Below are 18,801 nucleotides of genomic sequence, written 5' to 3' on the forward strand. Positions count from 1 at the left end.
GCGGAAGTCTGACAGAATCCTGACGGTACGAAGGGGGGTGATCGCGTCATGGGCACTGTAGATGCCGGGGGCGGGGAATTGGGCGAACTCGCAGATCGGGTGGCGGTATCGGACCGTGCGGCGGGGGAGAGCGTTCGGGAGGTCGCGGCACTACTCCGCGCGCCGATTCGCGTGCACATCACCGGTCGTGCGGGTGTGGGGAGAACCACTGTCGCGACCGCAGTAAAAGAAGGTGCAATTCCGGGTGCCGTGATCGAAGAGCCCGGTCCGCTCGATGTGCCCGGCGCGCCCGACCCCGTTCTGGACGGTGACGTCGTGGTGTGTGTTCTCGTCGAATCAGTGCGTGCCGCCGACCGTGTGGCAGTCGACGGGGTGGACGCCGAGCGCGCACTGCTCGTACTCAACAAGGTGGACGCACTCGGCGAATCACGCGAGCCGGCCGACGTGTGGGCGGCGGCGCTCGCGCGGGCGGCGGAGTGCTCGTCGGATGCCGGCCTGCCCGTGCTGCCGCTGATCGGCTCCCTGGCGACCGCACGAGCTGTGACGGAGGCCGACCTGCCCGTCCTTCGTCAGCGTCCGGGCGGCCTTTCTTCAGTGTGGGATGCCCACGGTGTCGCGGTAGCGAGCGCGGCGCTCGAGGCGAATGCGCAACTCGACGCGCCGGCAGTCACCGCCCTGTTGCGCACGGCCAGCGGTGTGGACGAGGTAGTGGGAGCGGTCGCCGCTCGGGTGGCGCACGTCCGGGCGGGCCGAGGCGAGTGTGCGCTCCTTTCTCTCCGGTCGTTGGCTGCCCGCAACGCCGGGGTCCGCGACGCACTCGAGGAGTACCTCACGGGAGATTCCGCCGTGGCGCTCGCGGCCGCGGCCGGCCGACTCCACCTCGTCGACTGGAATCGGGAGGCCCCAGCCGAGCCCGGCACCGCCGAGGACGCCGTCCGGTGCGCGCACTGGTGGCGCACGCAACTCAGTGGAAACCCCACTGCCCGGCAACGACGGGCCATCGTCGACGTCCGGCGGCATTACCTACGGATTTGGCAGCGGATGGGCGGCAGTCCGGACGACGGCCGGACCCTCGCCGTCCGCGGGCCCGGATGACGCAGGAGTTGACGGATCTGCCCGCGGAGACCGTCGATGTCGTTTCCCGATGGAATCCCGCCGCAACCGTCCGGCTCGGGGCCCGGACCGACTCCGCACACGAGCTCTTCGTCGCCGGGCCCCGTCGGGCGGGCAAGACCACCCTCGTCGACGCGCTCCGTTTCCTCGACGAGTCCGCCTTCGACCTTGTCGACGACCCGCTCGACGCCGGCGTGGTGCTGATGGTGCTCGACGCCGCCGCGCCACTCGGGCGCGAGGAACTGTCCGTTCTCGACGTGGTCTTGCGTCCCGCATGCCCGGTGGTGTTCGCCCTGACGAAAATCGATGTCCACCGAGAGTGGGCCACCGTCCGCGAGCGTGACCGCGCCCTGCTCGCCGGTCATGCGGAGCGGTTCGCCGACGTGACCATCCACCCGGTCGCGGCCGGAGTCGGGGGAGGCCCGGCACGCGGATCGGGGGTCGAGGCACTGCTCGAGGCACTCCTGTCCGCGGCAGGCGGCCAATCGAGGAGCGCGCGGTCGAGCACCGAAAGGGTTCTCGAGCAGACCCGCCGGATGATCGTGGCCACCGGCCGATCCATTCGGGAGGCCGATTCGGGTGCCGACCTTCGTGCCGAACGGACCCACCTGCTCGCGCACCGCGATGGCCGGCGTGCCGAGCGGGTTGCTCGACTGCGCAGCGAGGTGCAGCTCGGCAAGGTCGAATTGATACATGAGGTGTCCACGCAGATCCGGGCGGCGGGGGTGGCGGTGCGCGCCGACATCGATCGGGCGGGACGTGCGGATCTCGCCGACTACCCGGACCGGCTCGCCGACGTCGTGGCACAGCTGGGCGCCGACCTCGAAGGCGTGGTGACCACGCGACTCGACCACCTGCGTGCGCGCGCCGGTGTCGCCGCGCCCGCTCCGCGGGACACCGGCCCGAAACCCGATTACCTCTTCTCGGGACGCCCCGAACCCCGCCACCGGGGGCTGGAAGACCGCATGACGATCCTGATCGGGGCATCGGCGGGTCTCGGGCTGGGCCGCCTGATGGTGGCACCGTTGTCGGTGGTGCCCGCCCTCGACATCGCGTCCGTTCCGCTCACCCTGACCCTCGGCGGCGTGGTGGCGTGGTGGCTCGCCCGTGCGCGTGGTCACATCGCCGAGCGCTCCCACGTGCGTCAGTGGGCCACCGAGTCGCTCACGACCGTGCGTGCGCAATGGGAGCAGCTGGTTCTCGGCCGGTTGTTGTCCGCCGAAGCGGAGATCAGCGAGATGATCCTCGAGGAAAGCAGGTCGCGCGCCCAGGAGGTCGACAGTCGGGTGGCGTCGATCGACGGAGAGTTGCGGACACTGACGTCGAGGCGCAACGGTCAGCTTGCTTCATGCGAACGGGACATCGCGGCCATTGATCGCGGGTTGCGGGAAATTCGCGACATCTCGAGGGAACCGAAACATCGTCCGGAACGTCAGATTACGTAGAGGCGGTCGGCCGAATGTGTCCACATGTGTGTGGAACCATGTTGAATTGCGTCCGCCTCTCTGTGAAACTGTGGGATGTGAAGGGAGATCGCCGTGGCCACCGCTGAGAGTTTTCTGGTCCCCGATGTGCCCTCGTTCAATCCCGACACGTTCGGTGAGGACTCCGGAGCGGTGGTTCTGACCGCTCCCACGCATGACATCGACGGTGACGGCCTCCTCGACACGCAGACCTTCGAATCCGGAAATGCCCTGGTAGTCGTCTCGGATATGGACGGCGACGGCGACGCCGACCACCTGACGACGATCTCCGACAACGGCGCGTACGCATCCTGGGAATTCCACCGCGGCACGGACGGCGTCGCGCAGTGGAAACAGACTGATGACGGGACCCTCGGTAACGGCTAGTATCTCCCCGAAAACGCCCGTCAGGCGCGGGAAAGGCGCCGGACGGCTCTACTGAATCGTTTCTGTGACCTTTCCTACCGCACCCGGTTCCCCTAGATGGGACCCGCGGCGTTAACCTCTAGGGATAGGACACCCGGCGCCCGCGTCTTCCATGTGGCATGGACGGCCTGGCTGGACCCCGCCGAGAGGGGAAAATCGGACCGTCTGGCACTCGTTGCGAGGGGCTCTTTCGCAACGGACGGCAGATGGTCCGGTTCCGGCTCACCCCAGGAGAGTTTGATGACCTCAGCGACCATTCCCGGTCTGAACGGAACTGACGGCACGCCCCCCACGGAGCACAGTGAGCTGCTCGCCTGGGTTCGAGAGGTTGCCGAACTCACGCAGCCCGATCGCGTCGTCTTTGCAGACGGCTCGGATGACGAATGGGATCGACTGACCTCGCAACTGGTCGACGCCGGTACGTTCACCCGCCTCAACGAGGAGAAGAAGCCGAACTCGTTCCTCGGCAACTCGGACCCGTCGGATGTGGCACGTGTCGAATCGCGGACCTACATCTGCACCAATGAGGAGATCGGAGCCGGTCCCACCAACAATTGGATGGACCCGGCCGAGATGAAGGCCCTCATGACCGACCTCTATCGCGGTTCGATGCGGGGTCGGACCATGTATGTCGTCCCGTTCTGCATGGGACCTCTCGGTGCCGAGGATCCGAAACTGGGCGTCGAGATCACCGACTCCGAGTACGTGGTCGTCTCGATGCGCATCATGACGCGCATGGGTACCGCTGCCCTCGAGAAGCTGGGCAAGGACAAGCCGTTCGTCAAGGCACTGCACTCGGTGGGTGCTCCCCTCGAAGAGGGTCAGGCCGACGTGCCGTGGCCGTGCAGCGACACCAAGTACATCACCCACTTCCCCGAGACCCGGGAAATCTGGAGCTACGGTTCCGGCTACGGCGGCAACGCCCTGCTCGGCAAGAAGTGCTACTCGCTGCGCATTGCCTCGGCCATGGCCCACGACGAGGGCTGGCTGGCCGAGCACATGCTGATCCTCAAGCTCATTTCGCCGGAAGACAAGGCGTACTACATCGCCGCAGCCTTCCCGAGCGCATGTGGCAAGACCAACCTCGCCATGATCCAGCCCACCGTTCCGGGCTGGCGCGCCGAGACCCTCGGTGACGACATCGCGTGGATGCGGTTCGGCGAAGACGGCCGCCTGTACGCCGTCAACCCGGAGTTCGGATTCTTCGGTGTCGCACCGGGCACGAACCACGGTTCCAACCCGAACGCTATGAAGACGATGGAGTCGGGCAACACGCTCTTCACCAACGTCGCCCTCACCGACGACGGTGATGTGTGGTGGGAAGGCCTCGAAGGCGACCCGCAGCATCTGACGGACTGGAAGGGCAACGACTGGACGCCCGAGTCCGGTGAGAAGGCCGCCCACCCGAACTCGCGGTACACCACCCCGATGTCCCAGTGCCCCATCCTCGCTCCCGAGTGGGACGACCCGCAGGGTGTGCCGATCTCGGCGATTCTGTTCGGTGGACGTCGCAAGACCACGGTCCCGTTGGTCAGCGAGTCGTTCGACTGGCAGCACGGCACGTTCCTCGGTGCCACCCTGTCGTCCGAGCAGACCGCAGCCGCGGAAGGTGCCGTGGGCACGGTGCGCCGCGACCCGATGGCGATGCTGCCGTTCATCGGCTACAACGCCGGTGACTACCTGAACCACTGGATCAACGTCGGCAAGAACGCCGACGCCCAGAAGCTGCCGAAGATCTTCTACGTCAACTGGTTCCGCCGTGGCGACGACGGCCGTTTCCTGTGGCCAGGTTTCGGCGAGAACTCGCGCGTCCTGAAGTGGATCGTCGACCGTATCGAGCACAAGGCCGGCGCCGAGTCGACCCCGATCGGTTACGTCCCGACCGCAGCTGACCTCGAGTTGGACGGTCTCGACGTGAACACGGCGGACGTGGACGAGGCACTGAAGGTGAACGTCGACGAGTGGAAGCAGGAGTTGCCCCTCATCGAGGAATGGTTCGAGTTCCTCGGCGAGAAGGTGCCGTCCGGTATCCGTGACGAGTTCGAGGCACTGAAGCAGCGCCTGGGCTAGTCCCTGTACACAACCGAATGCCGCAGTAGTTCAGTCTGACTGAACCACTGCGGCATTCGGCGTCGAAGGGGCGATTACGGTCAGCCCTGCGCGGCTGCCCACTCCTCGACTCGCCGTTGGGCCTCCTCGTCCGAGACGTTCTCGACGCGGGTCATGATCGCCCACCGGTGCCCGAATGGGTCGAGGATGGAGCCGAAGCGGTCACCGGTCACGAAAGTGGACGGCTCCTCGAACACGGTTGCCCCGCGCTCGACGGCGCGGCGGAACGTGGCATCGACGTCCTCGCAATACAACACATACGAATGGTTGACGGTGTTCGTGCCGTCGGGTGCGTGGAGGCCCATCGTCGGCATCGGATCACTGAGCTGCAGCCGGCCGTTGCCGAAGTCGAGCTCGGCGTGCATGACGGAACCGTCGGGGCCGTCCATGCGCTGAACAACGGTCGCGCCGAACACCTCGGTGTAGTAGTCGATGGCCGCGGCTCCGCCAGCCACCACCAGATACGGCGTAATGGTCGTGTATCCGTGCGGTACAGGGCGCACAGCGTCTGTATTGGTCATGGTCCCAGTGTGCCGCCCGGGCAGGTGTCTGCATTGAACAAACCCGACCGATTCGGAGGGAACCCGGCAGGACTGCCGCCAATCCCATACCATTCGGTCTGTAAGTGTCATGATTTCGAAGCTCACCGACGAAAGGATTGACGAATGCAGCCAGGAACCAGTAAGGGCATGAAGCGACTCGCCGGAGGTGCCGCATGTGCTGCGGCCGCTGCGGCCGCCGTATCCATGGCCATGCCGGCGACTGCTTCGGCAGCAACGGAGGTAGCCCCTCCGACCGTGGTGACCGAGGTGGACGGAAACACCCTCGACATCACGGTGACCAACCCGAATGTCTTCGAGCTCACCGATCCACAGTCTTGTGGCGCAGTCGCGTTCGACGCCACCAGGCTCCCGGAAGTCCTCTCCAACCCCGCCGTCGTTCTCCAGCCGGGATTTGCGGCGTGGATGACTCCACTGCCCGAACGGGTGGTTGCGAACGCCACCGGTGACGCGGTCAAGACGTTCACCACATCGGAACTCGCGGACGGCGCCTACGCCGTGATCGGCGAGTGCCTCTCGCTCAGCACCGTCGCGAACCCGCAGACCACGCTGCCGCAGATCGTCTTCGTCGGCGGCCCGCTGGATGGCATCCAGTTCGGCAGCTAGACGTCGAAGCGCTTCGCGCTCGTGCGCCTTTCTGGTAGCTGCTGCTACCAGAAAGGCGCACGGGCGGCGGAGCCGCCTAGTCTGTGTAGCCGGGCGGGTAGAGCACGGACTTGGTCTCACAGAAGGCTTCGACGCCTTCCGGTCCGTCCTCGCGCCCGATGCCCGAGTTCTTGTATCCGCCGAACGGGGAACCGGGATCGAAGGCGTACCAATTGATTCCGTAGGTACCGGTGCGGACCTGGGCTGCCACCTCGAGTCCCTTCTCGACATCGGTGGTGTACACCGAGCCGGCGAGCCCGTAGTCGGAGTCGTTCGCGATCTTGATGGCCTCGTCGACGGAACCGTAGGGAATCACGCACAGCACGGGCCCGAAGATCTCTTCCCGGGCGATGGTCATGGAGTTGTCGACGTCCGCGAAGATCGTCGGCTCCACGAAGTACCCGGTCTCGAGGCCTGCTGGACGTCCGCCGCCCAGCACCAGGCGCGCACCTTCCTCCTTGCCCTTGGCGATGTAGCCCTCGACTCGTTCCCGCTGCTTCTCGGAGATCAGAGGACCGAGCTGCGCCGCCGGGTCGGACGGTAGTCCGACAGGGAAGAAAGCGGCAGTGGCCACCATGCCCTCGACCACTTCGTCGTACCGCGACCGCGGCGCCAGGATGCGGGTCTGACCGACGCAGGCCTGACCGGTGTTCATCAGCCCCGACATCACGAGCATCGGCATCGTCGACGCGAGATCGGCGTCCTCGAGGACGATCGCGGCGGACTTGCCGCCCAGCTCGAGGGAGCAGCGCTTGAGATTCTGCGCTGCGATGGCGCCGATCTTGCGGCCCACCGCGGTGGAGCCGGTGAAGGTGATTTTGTCGATGTCGGGGTGCGAGACGAGGTACTCACCCGTCTCGGCGCCACCGGGCACGAGCGACAGCACACCCTCGGGCAGACCGGCCTCGGTGAAGATCTCGCCGACGATATTGGTGGTCAGCGGTGACTCCGGGGCGGGTTTGAGTACCATCGTGCACCCGGCGAGCATGGCCGGGCCCAACTTGTTGATCGCCAGGAAGAGGGGCACGTTCCAGGCGATCACGGCGGCCACGACACCGACCGGCTCCCGAGTGACGCGGGAGCGGCCGAACGCACCCGAACGTTCTTCCGTCCACGGAAACGAATCGGCGAGTCCGGCGAAGTAGTTGATCGTGGCGAGGGACGGAGTCACCTGCATCATCTGCACCGACGCGGGAGGCTGACCCATCTCCGATGAGAGCACGCCGGCGATCTCGGCCGCGCGTTCTTCGAGGAGCTTCGCGGCCTTCGCAATCACCTGCGCCCGCTCGGTGGGCGACATGCGTGGCCACGGGCCGTCGTCGAATGCGCGCCTTGCGGCGGCGACGGCGGCGTCGATGTCCTGCGGCCCGGCAACCGGAACCGAGCCGACACGTTCTTCGGTTGCCGGAGAGAACACTTCGAGCACCTGATCGGTGGACGGCGCTACCCACTTGCCGCCGATGTAGAGCTTGTCGTAGTCGGTCATTCTTCCATTCCCTCGTTGATTGCCCACCCGGTCAGCGAGCGGTGTCGGTGAAACTGTCGAATCCATAACGTGCGTGCGGGCCGATCGCCGCGACTTCGAAAAGTCCCGTGCCCACCACAGTGTCGCCACCGTCGTCCAGACGGAAGCGGGTCAGATTGTCGACGGGGCAGAACATGCGCAGTCCCGGCTCGATCTCGGACGCCTGCTTGCGCAGTCCTTGAACCACCAGTTCGCCCTGCCACATCCCGTGCCGCCAGTCGGCTTCGAGCCCGTAGCCGGTGCCGATCCCGATGTAATTTGAAACCAGGAATTCGCAGGTGACACTGACGGTCTCACGCCCGGGCCGGTGGAAGGTGAGTGAAGCCGCGGTCACGTCCCGGGTGCCGGGCTCGAATTTCAGCTCGTGCTCGGGCCTGCCGAGCCACTCGGGCTCACGACCGTCGTCGGGCCAGATGCGGACCGCCTCTTCGACGATGCGCCTGCCGCGTTCGTCTTCTTGCAGCACCACACAGATCGAGTAGTCGTCGAACTGCATGACCGAGTAGATCCAGAAGAAGTTCTGGATACCATCCACGGCACGTCTGCCGGGCGGCTCGGATTCGCCGACCGGGCGTACTCCCCACGACCGGTCGCGGTTGCCGCGCCAGCTGTCCGGCGTGACCGATCGTGGTGCGCCGTCGATCGTCAGCTCGCCTGTCCAGGTACCGGTCTGGACGAAGCGGCTGGTGTCGAAGGTGACCCGTTCGAGCTGGCGGCGGAAATGTCGTGGCTCGAGCGTCGCGGGGACGGCGGCGTCGAAGGTGAGGTCGAACGAGAGGTCGTACTCGCCGGGTTCGAGCACGATCCGCAGTCGTTGCAGGCCCTCGAGGACCTCGACGCGGAAGGGTCCGACAGTGGTGTCGGAGCGGTCGGGACCGAGGGCCCTGGAACCGCGCACGACGATGTGGTCGTCACCGCGGCGTAGCACCGCGAACGCGTCCGCCACACCGAGATTGGGGTACTGGCCGAGGCCGACGATGAGGAACAGATCCGTCTCGGCCGACGGGTAACAATTGAAGTAATAGCGGTCGTAGAAATTCCGGTCGGACGTCCCCACCCGGCGGATCGGCTCGGCCACCTGATGCACCGGGTAGTCGTCCATCGGCGACAGCGGATTGCCCGCGAAGTCTGCGTTCATCGGAGCTTCTCCCCGTACGTGCCGTCGAGCATCGCTTCGAGCGACGCGCGGTGCATGATCATGTCGTCGGGGTCTTCCGGTGCGACGGCTTGCCCGAAGTGGATGGCGCGGGTCTGGATTCGCAGCATGATGGTGGCCTGCCGTAGCGCCGCGTACACCGTGTAGTACTCGAGGTTGCGGGGAGCGTGGCCCGTCAGTTCCTCGTAGGTCGCGGCGATGTCGTCGACGCGCAGGAAGTCGGGGAGACCGCCCAAGCCCGCGACTTCGGCAATGTCTTCGAAGAACCGATGCAGGTACGCCATCCATCCGAGGTCGAGTTCACGCGGTCCGAGTGTGGCCATCTCCCAGTCGAGTACCGCCACCGGCCGGAAATCTTCGTACATGATGTTGCCGATGCGGGCGTCTCCCCAGCAGAAGACGGCGGGTGACGAATCGTCGGGGCGGTTCTCCTCGAGCCAGGCGAAGCTGCGCTCGATCAGCGGGGACCGCGGCCCCGACAGGGTGGTCCACTCGTAGTACTCACGTTGCTGGCGGATGTGCGCGGCGAGGGACTCGGCGGCCGTGGGGCCGGCATCGGGGAGTCGCAGGAAATCGAACCGGTCCCACGGGCGGTCGATGTCGTGCAGTTTCGCGAGCACCTCCACCGAGGTGTGCTGGAGTAGTGCGCGCTGGGCGTCGGTCGCCTCGGTCACCCAGGACCCGAAGTTGTACGGCATCACGTCCGGTGGGACCTGGCCGGACACCCGGGCCATGACGAAGAACGGCGCACCGAGTGGTTCCGGATTCGTCTCGGACCAGTAGACGACCGGGACAGGGACCGACGAGTGTTCGCGGACCTGAGTCATCACCTGGAACTGGTTGTCGAGGTCGTAGCGGGGGAAGACGGGCATGGTGCTGTCGGCCGGGGCTACCCGGGCGACCAGCGGATATCGTTCGCCCGACCACACGGCGTCGAACAGGATGGTTTCGCTGGACATTCCGTTGGCGTCGGGAAGGTGGACGTGCGTGACCTCGGCGGCAGTGCCGACGGGCAGTTGGGCGGACAGCCACCGCTCGAGCCGTTCGCGCAGGATTTCGGGGTCGCGCTTGGAGCAGCTGGGTCGGGCGACCTCGGACTGATGGGTGGAGTCGTCGGCAGATCGGGCAGCGCTCGTGCTCACGAGTCACCTCCTCCTCGACTGAACGTGGTGTGACCCTGAACACTAGAACACGTTACAGAATTTCGGAATAGAAGGGGAGAACTGGCGCCCGGATCGAGGGGGGCTTCAGCTGTCGAGCGCGAGAACTCCGGCCCCGACGAGCGTTCCGGTGGCGCCCAACTCCGCGGGTACGACGCGCAGATCCGAGACGAACGTCAAGCGGGCGTGCCGGGCGGCGGCCGCGCGCAGGGGCTGCCACAGCGCCGGACCGGCCTGGGCGAATCCGCCGCCGACGACGGCGAGGTCGATATCTAGCAACGCCGCAGCGGAGGCGATGGCGACGCCCAGGGCGGTACCCGCGCGGTCGAGTGCTGCGACGGCCACAGGGTCGCCCGACACGGCCGATGCCGCGATGTCGATGCCCGTCGTACCGTGCCAGCCCTGCGAACGCGCCCACCGCACGGCCGCGGGACCGCTCGCCACCGTTTCGAGGCAGCCGACGCCGCCGCAGGTGCAGGCCTCGGTGCCACCCGGGACCACCAGGTGACCGATGTGCCCGGCGTTCCCGGTGCGCCCGGTCGCGATACGTCCGCCGAGAACCACACCGCCGCCGATGCCCGTCGAGACCACCAGGGAGACGAGATCCGCCGTTCCGCGCCCGGCTCCGTGGCGATGCTCGCCGAGGGCAGCTGCGGCGCCGTCCATGGCGAGCCGCGTCCGCGCGTCGGGGAAGAGGTCGCGGACGGCGTCGACCAGGCCGAACCCGGCCGACCACTCGTCGATGTTGATGGGGGAGACACGACCGCTCGTCGAGTCGACCGGTCCCGCGCAGGCGATGCCGACGGAGGTGATCGTGGCGTCGGCCGCGACTTCGCGCAACAGCGTGGCGCACGCGTCCCAGACTCCGGACGCGGGGGTCGGGGTGATCGACGGTTCCGGGACGGTGCCGCCTTCGGCGACAAGTCCGGCGGCGATCTTGGTGCCGCCGATATCGAGCGCCAGGCGGGCCACGGTCAGCGCTTCTTCAGCACGAGGACGAGATTGCTCACCAGAAATTCGCGCAGGCCCGGGACCCGCACCATCCACCACGCCCACCGCGGATGGTAGCGAGGAAACGCTGCGAGGAGCTCGGCGTCGGTGGTGCGTTCGGCCCACCGAAGACCTTCGGTGGCACCGACTTTGAACAACGACACGCCGTAGCGGTTCTTGGGTTCACGACCGGTTTTCCGGGCGTACCGGCGGGCGGCGTATTCGCCACCCAGCGCATGCCACGGGCCGGTTTCGTGCCCTCCGAACGGTCCCCACCACAACGTGTACGACAAGACGATCAGGCCGCCGGGTTTCGTGACCCGGACCATCTCGTCGGCCATCGCCCACGGCTTGCTGACGTGCTCGGCCACATTGGAGGAGAAGCAGATGTCCACCGAGGACGTGCGGAACGGCAACGCGAGCCCCGAACCGCGGATGGCCCCACCCACGGTCAGACCGGCTGCGTGCATCTCCGACGGGTCGGGTTCGACCGGGAGGTACCGGGCACCGGCCTCCAGGAAGACATCGGCGAAGTAGCCCGGTCCGCCGCCCACGTCGAGCACCGTGGTTCCGGTGAGGTCGTCGTCGGTGAGTCCGCAGTACAGGTCGCCGATGAGCTCGACCGAATCGCGGGCCAGTGCCCCGTAGAACAGGTCGGGCGCGGTCTGCTCGTGCCGGAAGTCGCTCAGCAGCCCGAACGACCGCTTCAAGGTTGCCCGTCGACCGAATCGTCGGGTCACGGGTGGCGTCGTCACGGATAAGAACCTTAGCGACTGGGGCCCGACGGACGGCAATCCTGCGCGACGCTGCAACGCTCGACCCAGTACGACCGATAGGGTGTTCGAGGACTATCGAGCGGCGACCCCGCCTCGGACCGAGAAAGAGCCGCACCGACCACAGGAGTTCATGAACGTGCACGAGGTTCTGCTGCTCTGCTGGCGAGACACCGGGCACCCGCAGGGGGGCGGCAGTGAGCGGTATCTCGAGCAGGTCGGGGCGCAGCTCGCCGCGCGGGGAATCAAGGTGACTCTGCGGACCGCCGGTTACCGGGGCGCGCCCAAGAAAGAGACGGTCGACGGTATCGAGATCAGTCGCGCGGGCGGTCGGTTCAGCGTCTACCCGCGCGCGCTGGCGGCCATTGCGGCAGGACGGCTCGGGTTCGGACCCCTCAAGGGCATCCGGCCGGACGCTGTCATAGATACCCAGAACGGCATCCCCTTCTTCTCCCGCACCGTCGCGGGTGCACCGGTGACGCTGCTGGTGCATCACTGCCACCGCGAGCAGTGGCCGGTCGCAGGAAGGCTGGTCGGCAAGATCGGCTGGTGGGTGGAATCGCGACTGTCCCCGCGTACTCACCGCGACAACCAGTACCTCACCGTGTCGCTGCCCTCGGCCGATGAATTGGTCGAACTCGGTGTCGAGCGCGAACGGATCGCCGTCGTGCGCAACGGTGCCGACGACCTTCCCCTCGGCGTCGCTGTCGGCTCCACGCAGACCCGGACCGGCCACCCGAGCGTGTGTGTCCTCTCGCGTCTCGTCCCGCACAAGCAGATCGAGGACGCCCTGGAAGCTGTTGCGGCCCTGCGGCCTACGATCGCCGACTTGCACCTGGACGTCATCGGCGGCGGCTGGTGGGAACAGAACCTCCGAGACCGTGCCCACGAACTCGGCATCGGTCACGCAGTCACCTTCCACGGCCACGTGGACGAGTCGCGCAAACACGAACTGCTGTCACAGTCGTGGGTGCACGTGATGCCTTCCCGCAAGGAGGGATGGGGTCTCGCGGTGATCGAGGCTGCGCAGCACGGTGTTCCGACCGTCGGTTACCGCAGCTCCAAGGGCCTGACGGATTCGATCGTCGACGGCGTGACCGGGGTCCTCGTCGGCGGCATCGATGCCGCCACCGCCGATGTCGGAGACCTCACGGCGGCCGTCAGCGCGTTGCTCCTCGACGCGGACACTCGCATGGTTCTCGGTGAGAAGGCACGCGTGCGTGCGGGAGAATTCTCCTGGGAGCAGACCGGCAACGGTGTACACGAGGTGCTCGCCGGTACCGCCGCAGGTCTGCGGACCTCAGGACTGGTGTCGCCGGTGCTGCCGCGTCCGGAGGCGCGGGACCGCACACTCAGTGCGCTTCAGGGCCTCGAACACGCCGGCGCCGAGTAGTCCGCCGATCAGCAGCGCTGCCCACAGCGCGTGTGCTGCGATCACGGTCGCCCGCATCTGCGCGGTCGCCTCCCGGGCCGTCACGTCGCCGTCCACTCGATACAACGCGAGATGCTCGTCCGAGAACAACGGTTGCAGCGCCGCCAGCGTGGTCGCGGATTGCCCGTGCGGCCCGGGCGTGTCGCGCTCGACGAGCACCCAGCGCACCCCGAGCGACGCCAGATCCGAGGGCGAACCCCCGCCCTGGAGTACCAGTTCCACCTTCTGCGCGCGGGAACCCTCGCCTGCGACGGCCCGCCCGTCCACCACCAGTTCACCCGACTGCAGGACGTCCACGGGCAGCATTCGGGGCGCCGGGTCGAGGACGGCCGCCTCCCCGCTGTACGGGAATCGACGGAACATGCCGGTGGGCAGGACCGCGACGTCGCCGCTGTCCGGTTCGGCCTCGAGCCGGGACGTCACCTGCTCCCACGATTGTGGGTACCGAACCGGCCGGAGCGCGCCGCCCACACCCCACACGAGGTCGGGCAGGGCCAGCACCACGATCAGGACGGCGGACACCGACCAGAGGGCGGGGCGTCGCAGCACCGCCGCGGCCGCGGCCAGAACGTAGAGCGGTGCCGCCGCGGCCACCCACTTCTGACCGTCCCGGAACAGGCCGGCGCCGGGCACGTTCTGCACCGCCCACCGGCCGAGGTCGAGACCCCAGGGCGTGGCGCCGATCGTCGGCATCACTACCGCTGCCACGGCGAGGACCGCGAGGGCCTTCACCACGGGATGGCGACGTCGCCGCCACAACGCCGGTACACCACAGAGGACCGCGGCGAGCAACATCACCGTTCCCACCAGGGCGAACAGCGTCATGCGACTGTTCGGAACGGCAGCGTCGTTCCACACCCCGCCGAGTCCGAGCAGGCTGCCCACTGTCGCGAGTCCCGGCTCGGCGCGCGCCGCGAACGCCGCGACCCCGGCGGGGTCGGAGCTGTCGGCACCTCCCGTCGAGAGCGCGGTGGCCGCCAGCCAGGGCGCGCTCGCGAGACCGAACAGCACCAACACACCGGCCGACCTCCACAGTGCAGACGACCGCCCACCCGGAACCACCAGGACCGCCAGCGCCGTCACTGCCGCGAGCATCACACCGGTCGGGGTGAGGCCTGCTGCCGCGAAGCAGGCGGCGAGCGCGAACCAGCCCTCCCGTCGACCCCGGCGAATGACGAGCGCGGCACACACCGTCCACGGCAGCGCCGCATACCCGGCCAGCAGGCTCCAATGACCTTGGAGTAGTCGCTCGGCTACGTACGGGTTCCACAGCATCACCGTCGCACCCACCAGCTGGGAGCCGAGCCCCGCCGTGGGCAGCACGGCGCGCACCATCCGGGCCGCGCCCCAACCGGCGGCCCAGAGGGAGAGAAACAGGACCGCTTTCACCACCAGGCCACCGTCGACGATCGTGCTCAGCGCCGCGATCAGCGCGTCCTGCGGTACCGCGCGCGCCGCGGCGTCCGTCAGACCCAACGCCGAATCCGTCGGGTACGAGCGGGGTGTGCTCACCGCATCACGCAGCAGCAGATATCCGGGTCCGAAAAGAGGGCCGAGAATCACTGCGGCCAAGACCAGGCTGTAGCCCGCCGGAACGGACAGTGTTCGGCTCCGGGCGGTCATGAGCGGCCACGATACGTGGTACATCAGCTCGGCTCGTCCGCCGCGTAGTGCATCATGGGGCGCATGACCCGCCAGAGCCTCACCACCTCGGCAGTCGCCGGGGTGACGATGGTGACGGCCGGGTCGATGGTCGCGAACGTCGCGTCCTACCTGCTGCATCTTCCGGCCAGCCGCTGGCTCGGGCCGGCCGGTTACGGCGAGTTCGCGAGCCTGCTGGCCGCCCAGCTGGTTCTGGCCGTGCCTGCGCTCGCGCTGCAGACCGTCGTTGCGCGCGAAGTGGTCCGGGGCCGGGGTGCGCATGCGGTGCGTCAACTCGGCTATCGATGCGCCGTCATCGTCGGAATCGCGGCGCTTCTCCTCGCACCTGGAGTGGCATGGGCACTGGAGACGGGCATGCTCGCCACCGTCTCCGCGTTGATCACCGCGCCGGTGCTGGTCCTGCTTGCCACCGAACAGGGACTCCTGCAGGGCGCCGCGCGTTTCGGTCCCCTCAGCATCGTCCTCGCCGGCGCCGGGATAGCGAAGGTCGTCCCCGCCGTCGTGGTCCTCGCCGTGGGCGGAGGACCGGGATTCGCGCTCGCCGCCAGTGCAGTCGGAACGGGCGTCGTCGCTCTGGCCGCGCGAGTGTTCGCCGACCCGGACCCGGCCGGGGCGACGAGCACACCCATCGGAGTCGCGGCCGTCCTGAAGGCGTCGCAGGTGCAGTTGGCGCTGATCGCGTTGTCGTCGATGGACCTCGTCCTCGCCCGCATAGTCCTCAGCAACGACGACGCCGGTCTCTACGCCCTCGGCGCGGTCGCGACCAAAGCCGCGTTCTGGCTTCCGCAGGCGGTCGGTGTGGTGCTGTATCCCCGGATGGCCAACCCAGCACACTCCGTGCAGGCCGTCCGATCGGCGATCGCCGTCCTGGTCGGCCTCGGCGCCGTTTTGGTCGCGGTCGTCGCAGTGAGCGCCCCGCTGGTCCCACTCCTCGTCGGCGAGGCGTACCAGCCGGTGCAGTCACTGCTGTGGCTGTTCGCCCTCCAAGGTGCCTGCCTGGCGGTGCTCCAAGGTGCCTTGCTGTCCGCCATCGCCGGGGAGCGAACGTACCTGGCAGTCATTGCCTGGATCGGATTCGCCGTCGAGATGGCCGGCATGCTCACCCTCGCCTCCACCGTCGGTCAGTTCATCGGTGTGGCCGTCACCGTTGCGGCGAGCACCGCGGTGGTCGCAAGCGTTCTCGCGGTCCGGAGCGCCCGGCACGCGGTAGCGGTCTAGGTCACTCGCTCGGGTCGCTTCGTGCGGCACCCAGCCCACCGGCCGCGGACACGACGAAGGGGACCCCGGTTATTTCCGAGGTCCCCTTCGTCGTGTCTACGTGGTGTCCGGGTGGACTGCTCTACCGCTGGTCGTACCTGCGCGGATCGGCGACCGGAATTTCTTCGGTCTTGTCCGTGGTCCAGTCGTGCTGTTCCGTCGGCGCGTCCGAACCTTCATAGTGGCGTCCACCTTCCGCGGGGGGTACGCCACCGCCGGTGGTCCGGGCCGGCTGCGGGCCCTTGCCGCCGCGGAGTCCGAGGATGATGCCCGCGATGAGTGCGATGAGGCCGAGGATGCCCGCGATGATCGGGACGGTGCGCCCGAAGGTGCTGATCTTGTCCATTCCGTCACGGGCCTGCTGGACCTGGTACTCGATGGTCTCCTCGTTGAAGGGCAGTTCGACCTTGAGGACATCGATTTCGGGCCGGGCCTTGTTGCGGGCGTAGTACTGGTGCAGCTGCTCCTGGCCCTTGACCACGACACCGGTTTCGGGCTCGACCCATAGGTCGCGGACGTTGGTGTACCAACGCGTCATGGTGACGGGCAGCGTGCCGCCGGGGACCCCCCAGGCTTCGGCGGGCAGGGTCAGCTTGTTGGTGGGCGAGTTGACCACCTTCGACAGATCGACCGGCTCGATGGTCTGGTTGTAGTGGTACACCTTCAGGCCGTTGATCTCCGTCTCCTCGACGAAGTTGATGTCCTGCGTGGCGCGAGCGCTGAGGTCGAAGTAGGGGTAGCTCTTCTGCTCCGCGTTGAACGGGAACTTGTACTGCAGTCCGTCGCGCGGAACTTCCTCGGCAGGCTGGTTGGGCTGCGTCTGAATGGTGCCGACCGGGTCGTTCGTCGGCATCGACGTCTGGCGGTCGACGGTGTTGCGGTCGACGATCGCGGACAGCAGGCCGGTGTCGCCCTGCTTGTCGGTGCGCCGCAGTGTCTGCCCCGCCTGGAGAGTGACAACATCCGCGTTCGCGGGGTCTTCGGTGGTGACGTAGCGCTGTGACACCAGTGGAACGTTCGTGTTTACTTCGGCCTTGCCTGCGAGGAGAGCCTGCGAATTGAGTACGCTGCCGGAGCCTTCGGCAATCGTCGTCACTTCGAGGTCCAACGGCGTCTTCTCCAACTTGCCCACCGTGTAGGTGGGAATGAGTATGGCGACGGCCAAGAGGAAGGCACCGAGGCCCACCAGAATGCAAGCAAGTATCCGGCTCGGCCCTGAGCGCTCCGCCATGCTGTCTCTCCTAACCCAATTCTGTCGATTGAGATTCCCCCACCGGCAGCATGGCTGCACGGATCGCATGGAGCCCACATCGACACCACGTGAGGCAAAACACTAACAGTCCCGAAGGCCCATTTGCCCCATCGGATAGTAAACGCACCGGCGCTTCTCCAGCGAAGTGACACGGGCGCAGTTTTCCGTCTCGAGGCCGGGACCAGGCACACTGTTGTTGATGACCAGTTCAGTTCCGACCTCGGAGGCGCCGGTGCCCGCCGAGACCCGCGACACACCTCGAGGGTTCATTCCCGCTCTCGAGGGAATGCGTGGGCTCGCCGCTCTCGGTGTGCTGGTGACGCATGTCGCCTTCCAGACTGGAGCGACGCACACCGCGGTTTGGGGTCGGATCTGGGGACGGTTCGATCTGGCGGTGGCTGTGTTCTTCGCGCTGTCGGGGTTTCTGTTGTGGCGCGGGCACGCCGGGGCCGCACGGGGCTTGGGACCCGCGCAGGGAATGGTGCGGTACTGGTTGTCGCGGGCCACGCGCATCCTGCCCGCTTATTGGGTCGCGGTGGCGGTCGTCCTTACTTTCCTCCCCACCGCGCACGCGAGTTTCCGCACCTGGTGGGCGAATCTCGGTCTCGTGCAGGTGTTCGTGCCGCTGACCCTCACGGACGGGCTCACCCAGATGTGGAGCTTGTCGGTGGAGGTGGCGTTCTATCTGGTGCTTCCTCTTCTGGCCTTCGCGTTGGTCCGACTGCGGGGCTCGGCCGCCCGACTGCGGATCCCCGCGATCACGGCCCTCATCGCGGTGAGCCTGACGTGGGCCTTCCTGCCGATCCCGGCGCCGGAGGGCATCCATCATGACAATTGGTTGCCCGGATACCTGCCGTGGTTCGGCGCGGGGATGGTGCTGGCCGAGTTGTCGGTGTGCCCACCCGGGCGGATGCACCGCTGGGCACGGCACCGGGTCGCGATGTTTCTGGTCGCGGCGGTGGCCTTCGGTCTGACCACCACCGAGCTCGCCGGGCCGGAGGGACTGGTACGACCGGAACCGTGGCAATACGCCATCAAGATGGCTCTCGGTGCCGTGATGAGCTTCGCGCTGATGGCGCCGCTGGTGTTGTCCGACACGTCGCGGCACCGATTCCTGGCCAGTCCCGTTGCTCTGGCCGTCGGCCGTTGGTCGTACGGAATCTTCATCTGGCACCTGGCGGTGCTCTCGATCGTCTTTCCGGTGTTCGGTCTCGTGCCGTTCGCCGGGCACTTCGTCTACGTACTGATCCTCACCGCGGTGCTCAGTATTGCGGTGGC

Annotated in this window: 15 protein-coding genes and 1 pseudogene; 8 read left to right on the plus strand and 8 right to left on the minus strand. The window is 67.3% G+C overall.

Annotated features, from left to right (window positions below; all coding sequences use genetic code 11):
• Window positions 1–48 precede the first annotated feature (48 nt).
• The 4 genes from L1080_RS31960 (at window position 49) to L1080_RS31975 (ending at window position 5,072) form a co-directional block, all read left to right on the plus strand.
• Entirely contained in the window at window positions 49–1,095 is a 1,047-nt protein-coding gene (locus L1080_RS31960; protein ID WP_250776562.1) for a hypothetical protein, read from the plus strand.
• Window positions 1,092–2,558: a GTPase Era family protein gene (locus L1080_RS31965; protein WP_250776563.1), complete on the plus strand. Its 1,467-nt coding sequence runs from the start codon at window positions 1,092–1,094 to the stop codon at window positions 2,556–2,558. The genes L1080_RS31960 and L1080_RS31965 overlap by 4 nt, the downstream gene beginning before the upstream one ends.
• 93 nt (window positions 2,559–2,651) lie before the next feature.
• On the plus strand, window positions 2,652–2,963 hold the full coding sequence (locus L1080_RS31970) for a DUF6802 family protein (RefSeq protein ID WP_250776564.1): 312 nt from the start codon (window positions 2,652–2,654) through the stop codon (window positions 2,961–2,963).
• Window positions 2,964–3,242: 279 nt separating this feature from the next.
• Complete coding sequence (locus L1080_RS31975) at window positions 3,243–5,072, plus strand: phosphoenolpyruvate carboxykinase (GTP) (RefSeq protein ID WP_159924125.1); 1,830 nt, start codon at window positions 3,243–3,245, stop codon at window positions 5,070–5,072.
• A gap of 80 nt (window positions 5,073–5,152) precedes the next feature.
• On the opposite strand, the gene L1080_RS31980 is transcribed toward L1080_RS31975, so the two are convergent.
• Complete coding sequence (locus L1080_RS31980) at window positions 5,153–5,632, minus strand: VOC family protein (RefSeq protein WP_250776565.1); 480 nt, start codon at window positions 5,630–5,632, stop codon at window positions 5,153–5,155.
• A gap of 144 nt (window positions 5,633–5,776) precedes the next feature.
• Here L1080_RS31980 and L1080_RS31985 point away from each other — a divergent pair, with 144 nt between their 5' ends.
• Entirely contained in the window at window positions 5,777–6,277 is a 501-nt protein-coding gene (locus tag L1080_RS31985; RefSeq protein WP_230989960.1) for a hypothetical protein, read from the plus strand.
• A 76-nt stretch (window positions 6,278–6,353) separates the two neighbouring features.
• On the opposite strand, the gene L1080_RS31990 is transcribed toward L1080_RS31985, so the two are convergent.
• From L1080_RS31990 to L1080_RS32010, 5 genes are all read right to left on the minus strand, one after another.
• On the minus strand, window positions 6,354–7,802 hold the full coding sequence (locus tag L1080_RS31990; protein ID WP_250776566.1) for an aldehyde dehydrogenase: 1,449 nt from the start codon (window positions 7,800–7,802) through the stop codon (window positions 6,354–6,356).
• 31 nt (window positions 7,803–7,833) lie between these two features.
• Window positions 7,834–8,979, minus strand: coding sequence for a hypothetical protein (locus L1080_RS31995; RefSeq protein ID WP_250776567.1), 1,146 nt, complete (start codon window positions 8,977–8,979; stop codon window positions 7,834–7,836).
• A complete protein-coding gene (locus tag L1080_RS32000; protein ID WP_250776568.1) occupies window positions 8,976–10,139 on the minus strand; it encodes a phosphotransferase family protein in 1,164 nt (387 codons plus the stop codon). The genes L1080_RS31995 and L1080_RS32000 overlap by 4 nt, the downstream gene beginning before the upstream one ends.
• 105 nt (window positions 10,140–10,244) lie before the next feature.
• The gene (locus L1080_RS32005; protein ID WP_250776569.1) at window positions 10,245–11,129 is read right to left on the minus strand and encodes an ROK family protein; all 885 of its coding nucleotides are present in this window, start codon (window positions 11,127–11,129) and stop codon (window positions 10,245–10,247) included.
• A 2-nt stretch (window positions 11,130–11,131) separates the two neighbouring features.
• Window positions 11,132–11,887, minus strand: coding sequence for a class I SAM-dependent methyltransferase (locus tag L1080_RS32010; RefSeq protein ID WP_250776606.1), 756 nt, complete (start codon window positions 11,885–11,887; stop codon window positions 11,132–11,134).
• Between the two features lie 172 nt (window positions 11,888–12,059).
• Here L1080_RS32010 and L1080_RS32015 point away from each other — a divergent pair, with 172 nt between their 5' ends.
• Window positions 12,060–13,313, plus strand: a complete 1,254-nt coding sequence (locus tag L1080_RS32015) for a glycosyltransferase family 4 protein (protein ID WP_250776607.1) — start codon at window positions 12,060–12,062, stop codon at window positions 13,311–13,313.
• Here L1080_RS32015 and L1080_RS32020 read toward each other — a convergent pair.
• Window positions 13,221–14,975 carry a hypothetical protein gene (locus L1080_RS32020; protein WP_250776570.1) on the minus strand — a complete coding sequence of 585 codons (1,755 nt, stop codon included), beginning with the start codon at window positions 14,973–14,975 and terminating at the stop codon, window positions 13,221–13,223. The two genes, L1080_RS32015 and L1080_RS32020, sit on opposite strands and share 93 nt — an antisense overlap.
• Window positions 14,976–15,029: 54 nt before the next feature.
• Between L1080_RS32020 and L1080_RS32025 the strand changes: the two genes are divergently transcribed.
• Window positions 15,030–16,232: a polysaccharide biosynthesis protein gene (locus L1080_RS32025; protein WP_159924139.1), complete on the plus strand. Its 1,203-nt coding sequence runs from the start codon at window positions 15,030–15,032 to the stop codon at window positions 16,230–16,232.
• Between the two features lie 121 nt (window positions 16,233–16,353).
• Here L1080_RS32025 and L1080_RS32030 read toward each other — a convergent pair whose 3' ends face one another.
• Window positions 16,354–17,502: a PorA family protein gene (locus L1080_RS32030; RefSeq protein WP_109333274.1), complete on the minus strand. Its 1,149-nt coding sequence runs from the start codon at window positions 17,500–17,502 to the stop codon at window positions 16,354–16,356.
• Window positions 17,503–17,722: 220 nt separating this feature from the next.
• Here L1080_RS32030 and L1080_RS32035 point away from each other — a divergent pair.
• Window positions 17,723–18,787, plus strand: a pseudogene (locus L1080_RS32035) (acyltransferase family protein); the annotation flags it as partial.
• Between the last annotated feature and the right edge of the window lie 14 nt (window positions 18,788–18,801).

The organism is Rhodococcus sp. MSC1_016, assembly GCF_023667485.2.
In the GTDB taxonomy this organism is placed as follows: Bacteria; Actinomycetota; Actinomycetes; order Mycobacteriales; family Mycobacteriaceae; genus Rhodococcus_F; species Rhodococcus_F oxybenzonivorans.